This is a genomic window from Flavobacterium sp. HJ-32-4 (genome assembly GCF_022532105.1).
Classification (GTDB): Bacteria; Bacteroidota; Bacteroidia; order Flavobacteriales; family Flavobacteriaceae; genus Flavobacterium.
Genome location: NZ_CP092832.1, coordinates 1,829,289 through 1,846,108 on the forward strand (window position 1 = coordinate 1,829,289; position 16,820 = coordinate 1,846,108).

Genomic DNA, 16,820 nt, shown 5'->3' on the forward strand with positions numbered 1-16,820 from the left:
TTTAGATGATGTTTCAAAAGTATAACGGAACGTCCAATTCCGGCAAAAACTGCCTTAGAAAGGGTTCCAAGACGGAGGCAGCCACCAGGGAAAATCCAAAAAGGCATGTCCCTTTGATCCAGAAAAAGGAGGTGTTGTTGCGCTCCATTTCAATGCGTTCGTTCCTCTTTCCCAGGATAATGCCGAGCAGCGCCGTGTTCAGGAAGTAGAGTGTGATAATCCAAAAGAACGTAAAGCCTGTTAATGTCGCGATAAGCTGCATTGTTTCAAAAACGAATGATCGGTTGTATTGGCTCCAAAGCACACCGAAACCCTCAGGCACCAGGGGCAGTACTTTTGCCAACAAAAGCGCCCCGGAAACGAGTAGGCCTGTGAAGTGGGCCGTGAAGGCGGGGCGCGTTCCTTCTTCCGTTTCTAAAAGGTCACGGTACTTCCGGCTGAGCAGTTGTATCAGATACAAAAGCAATATGAAGGAAACAATGGCTGTGATCAGCGTTACAATAATACTCTGTGTTTTCATGGATGGCTTGATTTTAAAGATATTCTCCAATTGTTCATATTGGTCATTTCAGGATTGATTTTTCCCGGCGGAATACCAACATTCGTGGTTTCCCATGCAATGTAGCGGCGTCCGGAGTTGTTATAGGCGATTCCGTCAAACGGAAGTGCAACGCCCAGGAGCGAATGGCTGTAGACCTCGCTGCTAAGTAGTACCACATCATATTGGTAATGGGCCAGCACTGTGTATAAGAGGAGGGTACGGGTGTCACAGTCTCCTTTTAGATTTGTGATAAATTCTACTGGCGTGTTGATGCCGAAGCGCTGATACGGATCACACTGCGCGTCGGGCCTTGACAGGTAACGTTTGATGAAACTATCGCCGTATCGGCCAGAACTGCACTCGTCTTCCAGCACCAGGCTATAGGGGATGTCCTGTACCATGGAAACAGTCATTTCGGCAAAGGCTCTTTTTGTGAGTCGGTTCGCAGCGCCGATACTGTCGAGCATGTGGTATAAGCCTGCCAACCGGTTGGTATCATAGTTCCCCAAATCAGCGACAATGGCATTGTATTCCTGCAGACCTTGCATCTGGAGTCCGATGTTCTCTTTGTGATAATGAGACGAATTGAAATCAGAGCGTCGCACGGTATAGTAGCCTTCGTAGTGGTGGCCTTCGTAATCGTCCCACGCCCGGAAACGTTTAATAAGGCTGTCACTACTTCTGTTGGTGGCCGTGTTTTTTTGCCCGGTGTCAACGGGTGCAGGTGTTTCCGCGGTATGCGCTTCCCGGGCATCGTCTTTTGTCGCTGAAGAAGAATGGCCCTGTCTCGGCATCGCCACCCTAAAGAGCGAAAGGCCGAACAGAATGAGAAAGAAGACCACACCGATACGCAAGATCCACTTCCACAAAGGTCTGAGGAAGGTCAGTAGCATCATGATGGCAGCAAACGCGAGCAGGTATCCGAAACCGGGGAGGAGCACGACTAGAAACAGCAGGGTACCAATCAGGGCGATGGATCCGATAATCCCGGAGAAGCATCCGGGCGATTCTGGCACGCGGTTAAATTGCCAATAATTTACGGTATTGCCATACCGATCCGCTTTCTGCTTTTGATAGTAATTCCCCACGGCATTCCTTTTGGATAAGGTTACCCCCGCTAGTGGCGACAATACTTCCGTAACTACCTCCGGTTCGGTTATAGGAACGTCTTCTTCGACTATCGTAATTTCCGTTCGTTCATAGTCGAATATATAACCGGTAATGAACGCGGTAAAATGGCCGAATGCCTCGGTACCGTGTACTTGCCGGTATTTCCGTATGGACTCGAAATTATATAGTGCGGGCTCCAGTATATTCACATCGTATACATGGCCTTCAGAGAGGATGGTGACCGGTATGGTATTGGGTAGTTTCTCGCGCGGAAACTCAATTTTACCCTCGACCCTGAATGGTTTGTCTTTTCGGAAGTTATCACGTGAACCACATTCGACCGTGGCTTCATAGATTTCAAAGTCGAAGAGTGCCCGATTCGGACCAGGGTTCTCGAGAAATACCCGGTCGCCGCGGTACTTTCCGCTGATTTCACCTTTAAGGAAGGTCTTACGGGGTGTACGTATCTCTTTTGTGCGTGACACATACCGATTCCCATCTTCCCCAATGAAGAACTCCTCATGTAGTATAGTTACGATGGTACCCTCTTTCATACCCCATTCGTTTGTGTGTCGTCGTAAAGGAAGTCCATCATAGCCACGGGTGGCAGCATCAAGGGTTTTGGATTGGATTTCGGAAGGGTGCGGAACGGATGGTCGGCCCAGTATTCGTATTTCGACAGCACTTCGTCACGGTATTCATCCTGCACCTGGCGATGGTATTTTCGATAACGCTTCAGGTCGATTCTTTTTAGCTTTTCGAGTTCGATATGGAGGCGTTGCAAAGAGGCAAAGTTGTAGTTGCGTATGTTTTCTCTCAGAATCGAACAGTATTTCTTTTTAAAAAGAGCATAGTCTTTCTCGACTTTTTCTTTTTCCCATACAATTCTCTGGGCATAGAAATCGGTTGCGTTTCGAACCCGGTACTTCAAATAAATCGGGAATAGGAAAATAGCGCATACCAGGAAGGTGGTCAGCCATGACAGACGATGTTCGAAAAGGATGAGTTGTATACGCTTTACATAGAAATTAGTATGTGATAACAGATAGTCGAGTTGGTCGTAGCCTTCCCGTTTTTTTTCCATGGCATTAGACAGCCGGGTCGCATACACGTTGAAGTCGCCGTTTAAGTTCGCCAGATCCGGATGCGTCATTGTAAGGACTTCAAGAAACCGTCGGTCACTCTCTATTTCTTTGTTTACAAGGTCTTCGAGATGCCCAATCAGGTTCTTTTGTGCGGCCTTTTCTTTTTTTGAGAGTAGAAAGGCCGATTTACCAGCATCCAGTTGTTTGAGCAGGGATTGTGTTTTTCTGACGAAAAAGGCGTCCGTTTTTACCTTTTGGTCGATAAAGGATAGTTGTTGGAGTAGTCTTTTTTCATCGTTAGGCAGCATTTTAGTCCGGATGTGGTTATGAAAATCCTGCAAAGCTTCCAACTCCTCCCGCACAAGAAATTCGTTCGAGGAAGCGATCATTCGGGCTTTTTCTTCCTGTATATGTTGCATCAGACTGTTGGAGATCGATTCCGAGAATAATTCAACGTTCAGGGGCTGTGCTACGATCATAGCGAGCAGAGACATGAATCCGGCACGAAGTCCCATCGATAAAGTAAGAAAGCGATTGGAGGTGCCGTTTTGATTTTTCTTATGGGGCAGGATCGCCGGGGATACCGTGTAAAGCAGCAGGAGATACATGTTGACGACCAGTAGCCCCCAAGTGATCCCGATGGGAATGCTTATCCAGCGATTTCCTTCAAAAAGAGAGAAGAAAAAAGAGTTGGCACTAAAAAAACAGCCGCTGAAAATAAGTAATACGAAGACTCCTATGAAGGCGAACATGATGCGGGCTTTCCGGCTCGATGTGCGGACGTATTCTTTATCTTCGCCAGAATAGATACTAAGCAGTACCTTAAGGCTATTCTGCGGTCTGTCAGACTTGCTTTTCATCAGCTACCCGGATATACGTATCGAGGTTCTCGTCAATTTTGCGCATTTCACGCTCTTTATAGCGTTCAATGGCGTAGTTGGTAAGCTCCTCCTGAATTTGGGCGACTTTCTTTTTTTCGAAAATCAACTTCTTTGCCTGATGATTGACCACCAGGTGCAATTCGGTTCCCCCTTTGGACGTATAGTGGTCATATTGCACTTCGATGCCGTTCTCTGCCTTTATGAGTTCGTCGCGATTCTCTGCGAGATAGTCGTAGGTTGTTTTGGTCAGCATCAGTTTAAAGAAGATCGGCGTGAGCTCAATGGCCATGAATAACAATGTGATAAAGAGCGATATCCAGAATCCGGCCACTTCATGGGCAATTTTGATTCGTTCCAGCAGACCGTCAAGTCCATTCGCAATCGCTTCGTTGTTCCCCCGTTCGTTTTCTTTCGCCTCCCTGAGTTGCTTTTTGCGGTTGTTCAGTTCTTTAAGTTCATCCGAATGATAGCTGTCGAAGGAGTTCAGGTCCGCCTCTGCCTTTTGCCGTTCGCTTTTAAGGGCTAGTGCAACGGGGCCTTCTCCCTTACCTCTTCCGCCCTGGCCCGCAGCCATTTCCTCCCGATATTGATCGTCGTATTCTTTGATTTTATTCAATAGAATTTTCCGCTGGTCTTCGAGTTTCTTAAAGTCGGAAAGCAACAATTTCTCACGATCGGCGTAGGTTTGCTCTACTTTAGCCTGGTATTCCGCCTGTTGTTCCAGTTGCTTTTCCCGTAGCTTGATATCAATCTCTGTTTTGAACATTCGGATTTCCACCGGTTTCGATATCGTCATGGCGATAATAGCGCCCATAATGATACGTGGAAGGGCGGTTTTCAGTTCTGCGATGGTAATGGCTTCGGTACCGTCACCTTTGCCGGTGCTGGTCACAATGAATCGGTCAATGTTGTAGATGATGAGTCCCCAAATGATGCCAAACACCACCGCCATCACCGCAGCCTTGACATCGACTGGGTTGTCTATGGCCGAACCGCGCTCTTCGAAAATGGTGTAAAACGCGTATCCTCCGGCCAGTCCCGCCATAGCACCGGTAGCAAAAACAATCCCTCCGAGGCACATATATTTGATTTGATCGGAATATGTGGCGTGTTCAAGCAGGTAGCGGTCCCCTCCTGCACATTTCCATAATGCTTTTTTCACCCAACCCGCTGGGGGAAGTTCATAATATTCTCTTTTCATATAAAGTCGTTTTGGTTATAGGACATTGCAGGAAGGAAGGTTACTTCCGGGAAATTCGCCACAGGTGTAGCCGGCACGAGCCGAATGGAGGTCGCCCTGATTTCCGGATCGGTGTTTCCAGCGCTTTTAAGTTGCTGCGGGCTGACCTTCAGTTTAGCGCTTTGAATAGAGGTTGAGAAGCGGCTTGAGTCAAGTTCCATCGAAGGTCGTAACCGGATGGTATAATGGTTTCGGCGAAATAAACCGTAGGCAGTTATTGAGAAATCTGTGGGAAGATTAGGCAGGTTAAATACAGCAAATTCCGGATGTGTCGTCCTGTGTCCTCCAAAACTTAGCCAAAGGACGTTTCGGAAAGAGTAGCGGAAAACCACATACGAATTTCTGAATACGTATTGTTTCGGATACTCGAGTTTAAGCAGCTTGATTTTCTTATTCCTGCGAAATAAGATTCTCACGGCACGCCGTAGTACCACACTAATGAACCGCCATTTGGGTATCGTATTTTCCATTTCGACTCTCATTTGTCCATCAGATAGCAGCGAGCAATCGGTAAGGGCTTAGCAATTGGTGCAACGATTCGATAGCGTCGTCTCCTAAAAAACTTCCGGCGCAAGTGGATCCGCCCTCACTTCGTTATTCCCTTGAGTCAAAAGTAAGTAGTCTGGTAATGTACATTTTACGGTTTCCCGTAATCGCTTTCTCCAACGAGGAAATAGCCAATTGACCAAAAGATTGATGGGCGTGCGAGTGTAGCAGGAGGGATGAAGAGGGAAGAGTAGAGAGGGGCAAGAAGAAAGAAGAAAGAAGAAAGAGGAAAGAGGAGAGAATAAAGAGGAAAGGAGACCAAGACACAAATATTGAACTTCTACCATCGTTAGTCACTCAAAACTCAACGCTCAACACTCAACCCAAAACCCAACTCACCCCTCAACTATGAACCAAGAACCAAGAACCAAGAACTACGAACCAAGAACCCTCAACCCCAAACTCTCCAACTTTAACAAAAAGTGCGGTTTTCCCATACCGCCATGTCATCGGGAATCGGTATTTTGGATTAGGGGAGGGGCGGATGCGTCCCTTAACGAAATAAATCGAGACTTGGGTACGGGAAAACCGTAGTTTTTGTTAAAAGGAGCAAGGAGCAAGGAGCAAGGAGCGAGGAGAAGGGAGAAAGAGGAAAGAAGCAAGAGGAGAGAAGAGAGAAGAGAGATGAAATAGGAGCTTAGGATAGGCAGTCACCCTTGAAGCGAAAAATCCTTATCAAATGTTATTTGGAATTTTTCGACAGGACGTGATCCGTTGGCGCTACTTTTTCTCGTCTGTTATCTTCCGCGCATCTTTCATTGTCATAACGAAGAGGGAATTCAAATCGCAATTCCAGATGGAAAGGTATTTATCGGACACGACGATGTGGTTTTTCCATTTTGCAATTTTGCCATACAGTAGGAGGGTGCACACGTCGGTTGCCGTTATGAATTCCCCCGTTTCAGGTAAGTGGGTGTGCATGGTTTCCCCGTCGGTCTGGTATTCTACCTGGATAATGTTGCGGTGCAGTCGCCTACATCGCGTCATGGTTCCTTTTGAGTCGAAGTCGATCAGATAGTCATTACCGAAGATGACGTAGCCGTTTTTCTTTGGACCAGTGAGTACGTATACCTGCTTTTTCTTTCCTTTTATGACCGGAATTATATTGAAATTCATGTCTTCGTAGGACTTGAAGATCGTATCGGATGCAATTACGGCTTTAGCTCTATTGCGCAGATCAAGATAAGCCTGTTCGGTCTCGGTTAGCGTACGCTCACGGATATCGATATTTGCTTTCGCAATATCGAACGAACTGTCAAAGGAGATGGTACCCACCACTTTCGGATCTTCCTCCCTTGAGTAAAAGATGCACGTGGTGACGTCTCCGTCCGGATACGATACGTACCCTCCGATTTTGGAATGGTCGGCGTATTTTTCCAGAAATAAATCGGTACCATACCACGACGCCATTTCCGACCGATAGAGCATCTTTCCCTCTTCTACTATAGGGTTGGTTTTCGACTCAAATTGACTAAAGGTTTGTGACGTTATGCACAGGAGAATAAAAGTGAGAAGACGGATCATGGGTGACTAAAGGTGAAGGTGGGTAAGCGTCTACTAAAGCGAAGTTACATAAAACCAAGGAGCAACTTATTAGGTGAGAATTATTTTTGTGAGATAGAGCAAGGACGGAGGAAAGAGCAGAAAGGAGAGAGGAAAGGATACCAAGACACCAGTATAGAACTTCCGCCATCGTCCGTCACCCAAAACCCAAAACCCAAAACCCAAAACCCCAAAACCCAACCCTCAACTATGAACTATGAACTATGAACTATGAACTATGAACCAAGAACTATGAACCAAGAACTATGAACTATCAACCATAAACTTCAACCCCAAAACTCCTATATTTACACTCCAACCTTTCGCTATGAAAACCTTCCTAACCATCGCCGCCGCTGCCGTTACCCTTTCGGCCGGTGCGCAAACGTCCGCATCCATGACAGAGAAACCCGAGCAAAAAGCTGTTGTTTACCAAGTTTTTACCCGACTTTTCGGCAATACCAACACCACCAACAAACCCTGGGGCACCATCGAAGAGAACGGCGTCGGCAAGTTCAACGATTTCACCGACAAAGCCCTTTCTGAAATCAAAAAACTCGGTGTAACGCACATCTGGTACACCGGTGTGCCGCACCACGCCGTCGTTCGCGATTATACCGCCTATGGCATTTCCAACGATGACCCCGATGTCGTGAAAGGTCGCGCCGGTTCGCCATACGCGGTAAAAGATTACTACAGCGTCGACCCGGATATGGCAGTGGATGTCGCCCGCCGCAACGAGGAGTTCGATGCGTTGGTCGCCCGCACGCACAAAGCCGGACTCAAGGTCATCATCGATATCGTACCCAACCACATCGCCCGTCGGTATGAAGGGAAAAACAATCCGGCCGGCGTGCGCGACTTCGGTGCGGATGACGATACCTCGGTGGAATACCGCCGCGACAATGACTTCTATTATATCCCGGGTGTGCCATTCGAAGTGCCCACGTCGGATTCGTACCGGCCGCTGGGCGGGGAATCCAACCCGCTGGCAGACGGTCGCTTCAGCGAGAACCCCGCCAAATGGACAGGGAACGGCTCCCGTCTCGCCAAACCGAATATCGACGATTGGTATGAAACCGTAAAAATAAATTATGGCATACGCCCCGACGGCAGCAAGGATTTCCCCTCGCTACCCGCCGATTTTGACCGTCAGGATTACCGCGCCCACGCCGCCTTTTGGAAAGATAAGGACGTACCGTCCTCATGGAAGAAGTTCCGCGACATCGCCCTCTACTGGATCGAAAAAGGGGTCGACGGCTTCCGCTACGACATGGCCGAAATGGTGCCCTACGAGTTCTGGAGCTATATGAATTCGTCCATCAAAATGAAAAACCCGAACGCCTTCCTGATGGCAGAGGTGTACAACCCGCAGGAATACCGGAATTACCTCCGCTACGGACTGATGGATTACCTATACGATAAAGTGGAGTTCTACGATACACTCAAAGCGGTCATCCAGGGCAAGGCGCTGCCCGACGGCCTGTCGGATATACAGAAACGGAACGCCGACATCGAGCACCACATGCTGCACTTCTTAGACAACCACGACGAGCAACGTCTCGCCAGTGCCGATTTCGCCGGTACACCCGAGAAAGGGAAGCCGCTGATGGTCGTTTCGGCTACGATCTCGACCTCGCCGACGATGGTGTATTTCGGACAGGAAGTGGGCGAGCCCGGACATGAGAAAGCTGGATTCGGTAATCCCACCCGAACCTCCATCTTCGATTATGTGGGCGTGCCGCACCACCAACGCTGGATGAACGGCGGGAAGTTTGACGGCGGACAGTTGTCGCAAAAGGAAAAAGAACTGCGGGACTTCTATAAAAGGCTGCTGAACTTTACGCTGTCGAGCAAAGCCCTGACGGGCGCGTTCCGCGAAATACAGGGCCACAACCGGGCGCACACGGCAGATTACGATCCCGGACTCTACTCGTATGTGCGTTGGGCAGGCGACGAACGACTGATAATCGTAGCGAACTTCTCGTGGCTTACGACCAGTCGTATTGAGCTTCGCATCCCTGCGGAAATCATCCGCGAATGGGGATTGGCCGATGGCACCTATAAACTCAAAGAGCAATTGTATGGCGGTGCCGCGCGTTTGGTGGTGCGCAACGGCGAAGGGACTGTTTCGCTGGAAGTAGCTCCTTCGGAATCGCTTATCCTCAAACTACAGCCCTAATTAAGGAAATGTTATTTTATAAGGACAAGCGACGGTTTTTGTTAATTTAGCCACAAATCGTAACCGATGTACCTGCTTCGTATCACCTTGATGACCAGTCTGTTTGTTTCCTTCTTGGGAACCGCACAGGATTTGGGCGGTGGAAGCGGTCGCCTGCTTCCTTCCGGTGGCGCACCGTCGTCTTCGTCTCAGGGTTCGGCCCTGCAATGGAAGGTGGAAGAGAAACCCATGTTGCCTGCAACGTCGTCGGGCGTGAACCTTACGAAGCAGGAATCGTTTGTGAACGCCAATGAACCCTATCTCAAGGAATTGAACGCGAAGTTGCAGCCGGAAGTGCCTGTCACGAAGATGACGAAAAACGGCGGGTCGATTGGGTACATACAAACCACATCACCTTATGTGATCTTGTCGTATCGCGATTCAGGAGAAGTCGATGGCGACCAGATCCGGTTGTTTATCAACGGAGAAATCGCCCGCGGCAACCTGGTGCTGAACGGTCGCCCCGGACAGTTTCGCGTGGACCTTCGCCCGGGCGTCAATACGATTGAATTCATGGCGTTGAACGAAGGACAGGTGTCGCCCAACACCGCTGCAATCGAAGTACTCGATGAAAACGGGTCGGTTTTAGGCGGTGGCGGCTGGAACCTCGAAAAGGGAAATAAAGCAAGTCTTACGGTACTGAAGAAATAATGAAAAAAGGACTGGTTTTTGTGATGGGAATGGTAGGCCTTTGGGTGGCAACGGCGTCTGGACAAGACCTCGGCGGCGGCGGACGACTGATTCCGGCCAAGACGACGCCCACTACGTCTTCCTCAACCGGCTCGGCCCTCGACTGGAAGGTAGAGAAAAAAGACAATTCGCCCCTCATCCCGCAAAAACAACCCAGCCTGACGCCACAGAAGGAAAAGTTCGTCAACCCGAACGTGCAATACAATACGACCACCAAAGTCATCGAAAGCTCGATGGCAAACAAAGACGGAAAGAAAGACTTAGGGCAAATCAAGACGAATCAATCGGTCGTCATCCTCCGGTATCGCGACTACGCAGCCGTGGACGGTGATATTGTCAAGGTTTCCCGCAATGGCGAAATCATTGCCAAGCACGTCATGCTCGACGGAGGCTACAACGGAGTCGAAATCAAACTTGACATCGGCTTCAATTACATCGACTTCAAAGTAATGAGCAGCGGCAGCGATGGCCCTGCAACCGCCGAATACGAAATCGTAGACCTGCAGGGAAATGTCATCGCGCACGCTTCCTGGGGTATGGAGGAATATGAAACGGGAAGTTTGATTATCAACCGTTACTAGAAGTAGTTGGTAATTGGTTATTGGTATTAGGTAACAGGTAATTGGTCGGAAGACGCCCCGCCTTATTTCTCTGTCAAGATGTTGGGAACAGACCCTATCAACACCTCCAAGTCTTTAGTCCAAAGTGTAGTGCAGGGCAAACCAATAGCCGCAATTTCGTCGGCGAAACGCCGATAGTAGTAGTGCACCGACTACTTACCACCGACTACTGAACTACTACCTTTTAATTGTTTGCGTTCGATCCGGTCCCACCGACACAATCTTAATCGGCACCTCCAGTTCCTTTTCGATGAACTCGATGTAGGCTTTTAGCTCGGACGGCAGCTCTTCAAAAGTAGACATGCCGGTCAGGTCGGCTTTCCATCCTTTGAATTCCCTGTAAACCGGGGTCACGTTCTCGGGTTCGATATTGTAAGGAAGGTGGTCGATCTGTTGGCCTTTGTAGCGGTAGGCAGTCGCGACTTTCAGCGTATCGAAGCCCGACAATACATCGCCTTTCATCATCATCAGTTGCGTGACACCGTTGATTTGGACCGCATACTTCAATGCCACAAGGTCGAGCCATCCGCAACGACGCTGACGTCCGGTGACCGAGCCGAATTCATTACCCACGCGTGCCATTGTCGCACCGACTTCATCGAACAATTCGGTAGGGAAGGGGCCGCTGCCTACGCGGGTGGTATACGCTTTGAAAATACCGTACACATCCCCGATTTTGTTCGGTGCAATACCCAATCCGGTGCAGGCGCCGGCGGCCGTGGTGTTGGAAGACGTCACGAACGGATAGGTACCGAAGTCGACGTCAAGCAGCGACCCTTGCGCGCCTTCCGCCAAAATCGATTTCCCTTCTTTCATGGCGTTGAAGAAGAACTCCTCGCTGTCGATGAACGTCAGTTTCTTCAACGTTTCCAGCGATTCGAAGAATTCTTTCTCCATTTCCGGAAGGTTGTATTGGATGGAAACGTCATGGAATTTGATCATTTCCTCATGCTTATTCGCGAGGTTCCGGTAACGTTCTTTGAAGTCCGACAATTCGAGATCGCCCACGCGAAGTCCGTTCCGTCCGGTTTTGTCCATATAGGTTGGGCCGATGCCTTTCAGCGTCGAACCGATCTTCGCCTTTCCTTTTGACGCTTCCGAAGCCGCGTCGAGCAGGCGGTGGGTCGGCAGGATGAGGTGCGCTTTCCGCGAGATGATCAGCCGTTTCGGGATGTCGATGTTGAATTTGGCCAATCCTTCCAGTTCCTTTTCAAATACTACCGGATCGATTACGACACCATTCCCGATGACATTCACGGAACCCGAATGGAAAATCCCCGAAGGAATCGTCCGCAAGACGTGCTTGATTCCGTCAAATTCCAGCGTATGCCCGGCGTTTGGTCCGCCCTGGAAACGGGCGATGATATCGTATTTAGAGGTGAGTACGTCGACGATTTTGCCTTTGCCTTCGTCGCCCCATTGGAGTCCGAGTAGTAAGTCTACGGCCATGAATAGTAGTTAGTTGTTGTTAGTAGTTAGTTGTCGGTAGTCAGTAGTTGGTGGTTGGTAATTGGTAATTGGTTTTTGGTTCTTGGTTGTTGGTATTTGGTGGTCGGAAATGTTCTCTTCCCTCTCTCCTCTCACCTCTCACCTCTCACCTCTCACCCCTCACTTCTCTCCCTCCATCTTCTTCCTCGTTCCATACAAATAAAGAGAGTGGTTGTGTATGTCGATATCGAAGATTTCCTCGATGGTCTTTTTAATCGTTTGGATGCGGGGGTCGCAGAATTCAAACACCTCACCCGTATCGGTCATGATGACGTGGTCATGTTGCTTGTCGAAATACGACTTCTCATAATGCGCCTGGTTGTGTCCGAACTGGTGCTTGCGCACGAGTCCGCAATCGAGCAGCAGTTCAATGGTATTGTAAAGCGTGGCGCGGCTCACCCGATAGTTCTTGTTCTTCATCTTGATGTAGAGGTTCTCGATGTCGAAGTGTTCCTCGCTATCGTAGATCTCGTGCAGGATGGCGTAGCGTTCGGGGGTTTTCCGATGGCCCTTGTTTTCCAGGTACTTGGTGAAGACGTTCCGCACCGTTTCCTGGTTTTTGCTGTTGTCGACGGATATGAGTGTCATAGCGGCAAAGATAGCGCATTTGTGTGTGGGGTGCAAGGAAGTTAGTAGTAGGCAGTGGGCAGTAGGCAGTGAGAAGTCTCAGTTGGCAGTAGGAAGTGGACAGTCGCAGTGGCAGTCGCGGTCACGGTGTCAATACAGCAATGTAAAACAGCGGCAACAAACCGCGGGGAGTGAGGCGTTGTTTCGAATAAATTTGTACTTTCGGTGAGTGGCGGGGGGGGTTAGACGTGATCTTTGATTGGATGAAAGGGGGGGGCGTTGGTTTGGCACGGGCGAGACTCTCGCGCAGGCTCGGGGGAGTTGCGGAAATTGTAAGTTCGATTGACCGGTTTTAACAATTGAGTTTGTGAAAGGTACTTTTAGCGTCATCACTACCTAACGGTTTGATTTCAGGGAAGTATAAAACTTTGTAGGGAAAGGTATTGCGTTTTTTGGGGTTATCGCACAGTGTAAAAAATCAATTGCGCAAACAGCACACTTGGTTTTTTTGACACGAAAGCCAACGCTGAGAAAACCAAAAGAGTTGTTTTAGCCAACGTACGAAAAAGAAAATGACAGAGTATAAGAACATATTAAAAGAGCTGATTAAAGACAAAACCACGTGGAGACAGCTGAAACCAGAACTATCAAAGTATAATGTTAATTCAACAGAGACAGCCGAGAAAGACACTCGAGCAGGTAAGATTTTTGAAGTTTTCACAAAACTCTACTTCCTTGTTTCTCCAACTGAAAAAGACAATCTTAAAAATGTATGGCTATTTGAAGAAACACCGCTTGAAGTTCGACACAAACTCAATTTAGGAAATCAGGATTACGGGGTTGACTTAGTTCTCCAAGATATAGAAGACCAATATTTTGTTGTGCAATGTAAATACAAGAATAATGAGTCTAGCAGATTAAATTGGTCAGCCGATAAAATAGCAAACCTCTTTGCTTTTTGTCCAAATGCTAATGGATACATAGTTTTTTCCAATGCCGTTGACTTGGATAATGTTTCAAAAACAAGGCATGAAAATTTCACTTTTTACGGAGTTGACAGCCTAAACGAAATCGATAAGGAAACATTCGACTCTATTTACAGATTATTAACCCAAAATCAGCTAGTCGAAAGAAGGTTATATGACCCCCTCCCTCATCAAGAAATAGCAATAAACGAGTGCATACAATGGTTCACAGATGGTGAAGAATCGAGGGGGCAATTGATTTTACCATGTGGTGCAGGTAAAACATATACCGCACTTTGGATTAAAGAGAAACTAGAAAGCAAAAATACTTTGGTTCTTGTTCCTTCTCTCGCTCTGTTAAGACAAATAAAAAATGAATGGTCAAAACAAAGAAGGAATATTTATCATTATCTATGCGTATGCTCTGAAACAGATATTGATAGGGAATCCTCCGATACTTTGGTCACTTACACATATGAGATAGGGACAAGAGTTACTACCGATTCAGAACATGTTAAATCCTTTCTTTTTAAACCGTTAGAAGGGAAAGTAATTTTTTCAACTTATCATTCCCTGCAAGTTATTGCTGACGCAATTAAAGAGATAGACTTCGCGTTTGATTTTGTCTTTTGTGATGAAGCTCATAAAACGGCAGGCGTTGGAAATAATAAGTTCAGCCTAATTCATGATAACAATCGGATTCCTTCCAAATATAGATTATATGCAACTGCGACACCTAGAATTGTAAAAGAATCATTAAAAAAGAAATTTGGAGAAGATTTAAAGTATACCTATGACATGAATGACCCAAACACGTTTGGGTATGAGTTTCACAGAATGAATTTTAAAGATGCAATTGAAGAAGAAATTCTCGTTGATTATAAGATTGTTGCTATCGGCGTAAATAGTGACGAACTCAAGGAATACATTGAGCAAAGAAGATTCGTAGATAAAAATATTTCTATAGATGAATTAGCCAATAATTATGCACTTGAGTATGTAATGCAAAAATATAATGTAAATCACGGCTTGACTTTTCATTCAAGAGTAAAACTCGCTCAAGAATTTGCAAACACACACGGAAAGTTATTTCCTAACACAAAAACTTTCTCGGTTAGTGGGGAACAGCCAACAAGTTACAGAAACTTGATACTTGAAGAATTCAAAAATTCAGAAAAAGCAATCATTTCTAATGCAAGATGTTTAACCGAAGGCGTTGATGTCCCAACAATTGACTTGGTTTATTTCTGTGACCCTAAAAACTCTAAAGTTGACATAGTTCAAGCAGTTGGAAGAGCATTACGGAAGAAGGAAGGGAAGAAATTAGGTCTAATCGTTGTTCCAATTTATCATTCAAAAAAGGATGAAGTTGAGAACTCTATCAGTTCAGGTTCATTTAGGAATTTACTCCAAGTTATTCGTTCTTTGTGTGACCAAGATGAAAGACTCCAGGATGAAATTAATTTTTTAGCATTTGGAAAAGGAGAACGCAAATCAAAAAAGATAGATATTATATCTTCTAGTTTTATTGACGAACAAGAGAAAATCATATTGGATGGATTTGAAGAGAAGTTAAGAAATTCTCTTTTCGATCAAATAATTGAAAAGTCTTCAAATAACTGGGATTTATGGTTCTTGAAGCTCAAAAACTATTTGGAAAGTAACAATCAAGAATATCCGAGTAAAAAAGACGATAAAGATTTATACAATTGGATTGCGAGCCAAAGAAATAGAAAGAAAAACGGCACATTGAAAAATGAGGATCTTCGGAAGTTAAATTCGATAAATTTCGTTTGGAGTATCGTGGAGTGGAAATGGGATAGAATGTTTTCTCAATTTCAACTTTATTCAGTAGACAATGTATTTCCACCTTGTCGGGGTATAGATGATCATGAGTTGGTAGAATGGTATAAGTATCAATCCAACTGCGTCAGAGAAAACAAAATCCTTTCCAAAGAACAGAAAATGCGTTTTCTTAAAATTGACCGAAAATTTGAAGGCCCGTCAAGTAGAAAAAAATGGTTTGCGCCCTATAATGAACTCGTTAAATTTAGAATAGAAAATCAAGATAGTTGGCCTCAATATAACCGTGATAATCCAAAATCACTTCAATCCGAACTTAATGTATTTTGTCAATCAATAAGAAAAAGATTTCGGGAAGGTGTATTAGAGAATTATTGGTTTGAAAAAATGCTTGCAATCGGTTTTAACTTCGAAGGTAAAACTGACCATTGGACGGATTATTGGAAAACAGTTAAGGAATTATTGGAATCAAAAAAATCAGTATCTATAAAAGAAATTGGCGAAAATGCGTATTCATGGGTTATTAGACACAAAAGGAAGTACGACAATGGGGAACTTAATGAATATGAATTCAAAAAAATTGAAGAGTTGAATTTGGACCAATTTTTTGAAACTTGGGAAGAAACCTTTCATAAAATCAGAGAATGGGTAGCGACGAATGGCAAACTACCTACGAGAACAACCCAAAAAGAGTATCACTCATGGCTTGGGTCTCAAAGGTCACGATATAAGAACGAAAGACTTTCAGAGGAACAGATTAAAGCACTTCAATCAATCGAATACGACCTAGACGCTAGAGGAAAAGAAAAGGAACAAGCTAGATGGATTGAAATGTTTGAACACGTAAAGTTGTTTAAATCAGAAAATAATAGTTGGCCAAAATTTGGTGTAACGGGAATAGAAGGAAAAATGTATAATTGGTGTCAGGCTCAACGCCAAGCACAAGCAGGCACTCATTCAGGCGGAAAGAGGAAGCCTTTAAACCAATGGCAAGTAGACAAGCTTGAATCAATTGATTTTCATTGGTCTTTATCGGATTTGAATAATTTAGAATGGGAATCTAAATATATAGAGCTAGAGAGGTTTCTTCAAAATCACCATTTATCGGAACTAATGTCAACCAACAAATTATGGAGATGGATATACAACCAAAACAACGCCTATGAAAAAGGAGGATTTGATGAAGTTAAGCATAAAAGATTACTTGAATTGGGAGTTGATATTTCTCAACGAATTAGCAGCAATGGACGTGACGGATTTGGTAAATGGTCGTGGAAAATTAGGGAAGTAGCCAAATTTATTGACGAAAATGGACATTACCCGAAAGCAGGTACGGATAAAGTTCAACGTAATTTATACCAGTCGTTGGCTAGGACAAAGAGAGCTTATCTTAGCAATGAACTCTCTGAAAAACAATTAGAATTACTAAAACAACTTAAAATTGACCTAGACTAATCTCCACTCCGCCACATCTCCTTCCAACCAAACTCCACAAACGTCTCCAACTTCGCGGCCTGTGCC

At 45.9% G+C, this 16,820-nt stretch carries 12 protein-coding genes; 4 read left to right on the forward strand and 8 right to left on the reverse strand.

Going from position 1 to position 16,820, the window contains the following annotated elements:
- Positions 1 to 13 precede the first annotated feature (13 nt).
- From MKO97_RS07505 to MKO97_RS07530, 6 genes are all read right to left on the reverse strand, one after another.
- Positions 14 to 520 (reverse strand): hypothetical protein, encoded by a 507-nt coding sequence (locus MKO97_RS07505; RefSeq protein WP_241102594.1) that lies wholly within the window; start codon positions 518 to 520, stop codon positions 14 to 16.
- The gene (locus tag MKO97_RS07510) at positions 517 to 2,205 is read right to left on the reverse strand and encodes a tripartite tricarboxylate transporter TctB family protein (RefSeq protein WP_241102595.1); all 1,689 of its coding nucleotides are present in this window, start codon (positions 2,203 to 2,205) and stop codon (positions 517 to 519) included. Before MKO97_RS07510 ends, MKO97_RS07505 begins: the two co-directional genes overlap by 4 nt.
- Positions 2,202 to 3,596: a DUF4407 domain-containing protein gene (locus MKO97_RS07515; RefSeq protein ID WP_241102596.1), complete on the reverse strand. Its 1,395-nt coding sequence runs from the start codon at positions 3,594 to 3,596 to the stop codon at positions 2,202 to 2,204. The genes MKO97_RS07510 and MKO97_RS07515 overlap by 4 nt, the downstream gene beginning before the upstream one ends.
- Positions 3,580 to 4,818, reverse strand: coding sequence for a DUF4407 domain-containing protein (locus tag MKO97_RS07520; protein ID WP_241102597.1), 1,239 nt, complete (start codon positions 4,816 to 4,818; stop codon positions 3,580 to 3,582). Before MKO97_RS07520 ends, MKO97_RS07515 begins: the two co-directional genes overlap by 17 nt.
- Entirely contained in the window at positions 4,815 to 5,018 is a 204-nt protein-coding gene (locus tag MKO97_RS07525) for a hypothetical protein (protein WP_241102598.1), read from the reverse strand. The genes MKO97_RS07520 and MKO97_RS07525 overlap by 4 nt, the downstream gene beginning before the upstream one ends.
- 1,105 nt (positions 5,019 to 6,123) lie before the next feature.
- Entirely contained in the window at positions 6,124 to 6,927 is an 804-nt protein-coding gene (locus MKO97_RS07530; protein WP_241102599.1) for a hypothetical protein, read from the reverse strand.
- A gap of 346 nt (positions 6,928 to 7,273) precedes the next feature.
- On the opposite strand from MKO97_RS07530, the gene MKO97_RS07535 reads away from it, so the two are divergent.
- The 3 genes from MKO97_RS07535 (at position 7,274) to MKO97_RS07545 (ending at position 10,437) form a co-directional block, all read left to right on the forward strand.
- Positions 7,274 to 9,127 (forward strand): alpha-amylase family protein, encoded by a 1,854-nt coding sequence (locus MKO97_RS07535; RefSeq protein ID WP_371820371.1) that lies wholly within the window; start codon positions 7,274 to 7,276, stop codon positions 9,125 to 9,127.
- Between the two features lie 66 nt (positions 9,128 to 9,193).
- Positions 9,194 to 9,817 (forward strand): hypothetical protein, encoded by a 624-nt coding sequence (locus MKO97_RS07540; RefSeq protein WP_241102600.1) that lies wholly within the window; start codon positions 9,194 to 9,196, stop codon positions 9,815 to 9,817.
- A complete protein-coding gene (locus tag MKO97_RS07545) occupies positions 9,817 to 10,437 on the forward strand; it encodes a hypothetical protein (RefSeq protein ID WP_241102601.1) in 621 nt (206 codons plus the stop codon). The genes MKO97_RS07540 and MKO97_RS07545 overlap by 1 nt, the downstream gene beginning before the upstream one ends.
- Before the next feature lie 216 nt (positions 10,438 to 10,653).
- Here MKO97_RS07545 and MKO97_RS07550 read toward each other — a convergent pair whose 3' ends face one another.
- Both MKO97_RS07550 and MKO97_RS07555 read right to left on the reverse strand, forming a co-directional pair.
- Positions 10,654 to 11,925, reverse strand: coding sequence for an adenylosuccinate synthase (locus MKO97_RS07550; protein ID WP_241102602.1), 1,272 nt, complete (start codon positions 11,923 to 11,925; stop codon positions 10,654 to 10,656).
- A gap of 159 nt (positions 11,926 to 12,084) precedes the next feature.
- Positions 12,085 to 12,552 carry a Fur family transcriptional regulator gene (locus MKO97_RS07555; RefSeq protein WP_241102603.1) on the reverse strand — a complete coding sequence of 156 codons (468 nt, stop codon included), beginning with the start codon at positions 12,550 to 12,552 and terminating at the stop codon, positions 12,085 to 12,087.
- A 551-nt stretch (positions 12,553 to 13,103) separates the two neighbouring features.
- On the opposite strand from MKO97_RS07555, the gene MKO97_RS07560 reads away from it, so the two are divergent.
- Positions 13,104 to 16,754: a DEAD/DEAH box helicase gene (locus MKO97_RS07560; RefSeq protein ID WP_241102604.1), complete on the forward strand. Its 3,651-nt coding sequence runs from the start codon at positions 13,104 to 13,106 to the stop codon at positions 16,752 to 16,754.
- Positions 16,755 to 16,820: the final 66 nt, after the last annotated feature.

Excerpts from the sequence above, each read along its gene's own strand:
- MKO97_RS07505 (WP_241102594.1), bottom strand. The coding sequence starts at position 520 with ATGAAAACACAGAGTATTATTGTAACGCTGATCACAGCCATTGTTTCC.
- MKO97_RS07510 (WP_241102595.1), bottom strand. The coding sequence starts at position 2,205 with ATGAAAGAGGGTACCATCGTAACTATACTACATGAGGAGTTCTTCATT.
- MKO97_RS07515 (WP_241102596.1), bottom strand. The coding sequence starts at position 3,596 with ATGAAAAGCAAGTCTGACAGACCGCAGAATAGCCTTAAGGTACTGCTT.
- MKO97_RS07520 (WP_241102597.1), bottom strand. The coding sequence starts at position 4,818 with ATGAAAAGAGAATATTATGAACTTCCCCCAGCGGGTTGGGTGAAAAAA.
- MKO97_RS07525 (WP_241102598.1), bottom strand. The coding sequence starts at position 5,018 with ATGGAACTTGACTCAAGCCGCTTCTCAACCTCTATTCAAAGCGCTAAA.
- MKO97_RS07530 (WP_241102599.1), bottom strand. The coding sequence starts at position 6,927 with ATGATCCGTCTTCTCACTTTTATTCTCCTGTGCATAACGTCACAAACC.
- MKO97_RS07535 (WP_371820371.1), top strand. The coding sequence starts at position 7,274 with ATGAAAACCTTCCTAACCATCGCCGCCGCTGCCGTTACCCTTTCGGCC.
- MKO97_RS07540 (WP_241102600.1), top strand. The coding sequence starts at position 9,194 with ATGTACCTGCTTCGTATCACCTTGATGACCAGTCTGTTTGTTTCCTTC.
- MKO97_RS07545 (WP_241102601.1), top strand. The coding sequence starts at position 9,817 with ATGAAAAAAGGACTGGTTTTTGTGATGGGAATGGTAGGCCTTTGGGTG.
- MKO97_RS07550 (WP_241102602.1), bottom strand. The coding sequence starts at position 11,925 with ATGGCCGTAGACTTACTACTCGGACTCCAATGGGGCGACGAAGGCAAA.
- MKO97_RS07555 (WP_241102603.1), bottom strand. The coding sequence starts at position 12,552 with ATGACACTCATATCCGTCGACAACAGCAAAAACCAGGAAACGGTGCGG.
- MKO97_RS07560 (WP_241102604.1), top strand. The coding sequence starts at position 13,104 with ATGACAGAGTATAAGAACATATTAAAAGAGCTGATTAAAGACAAAACC.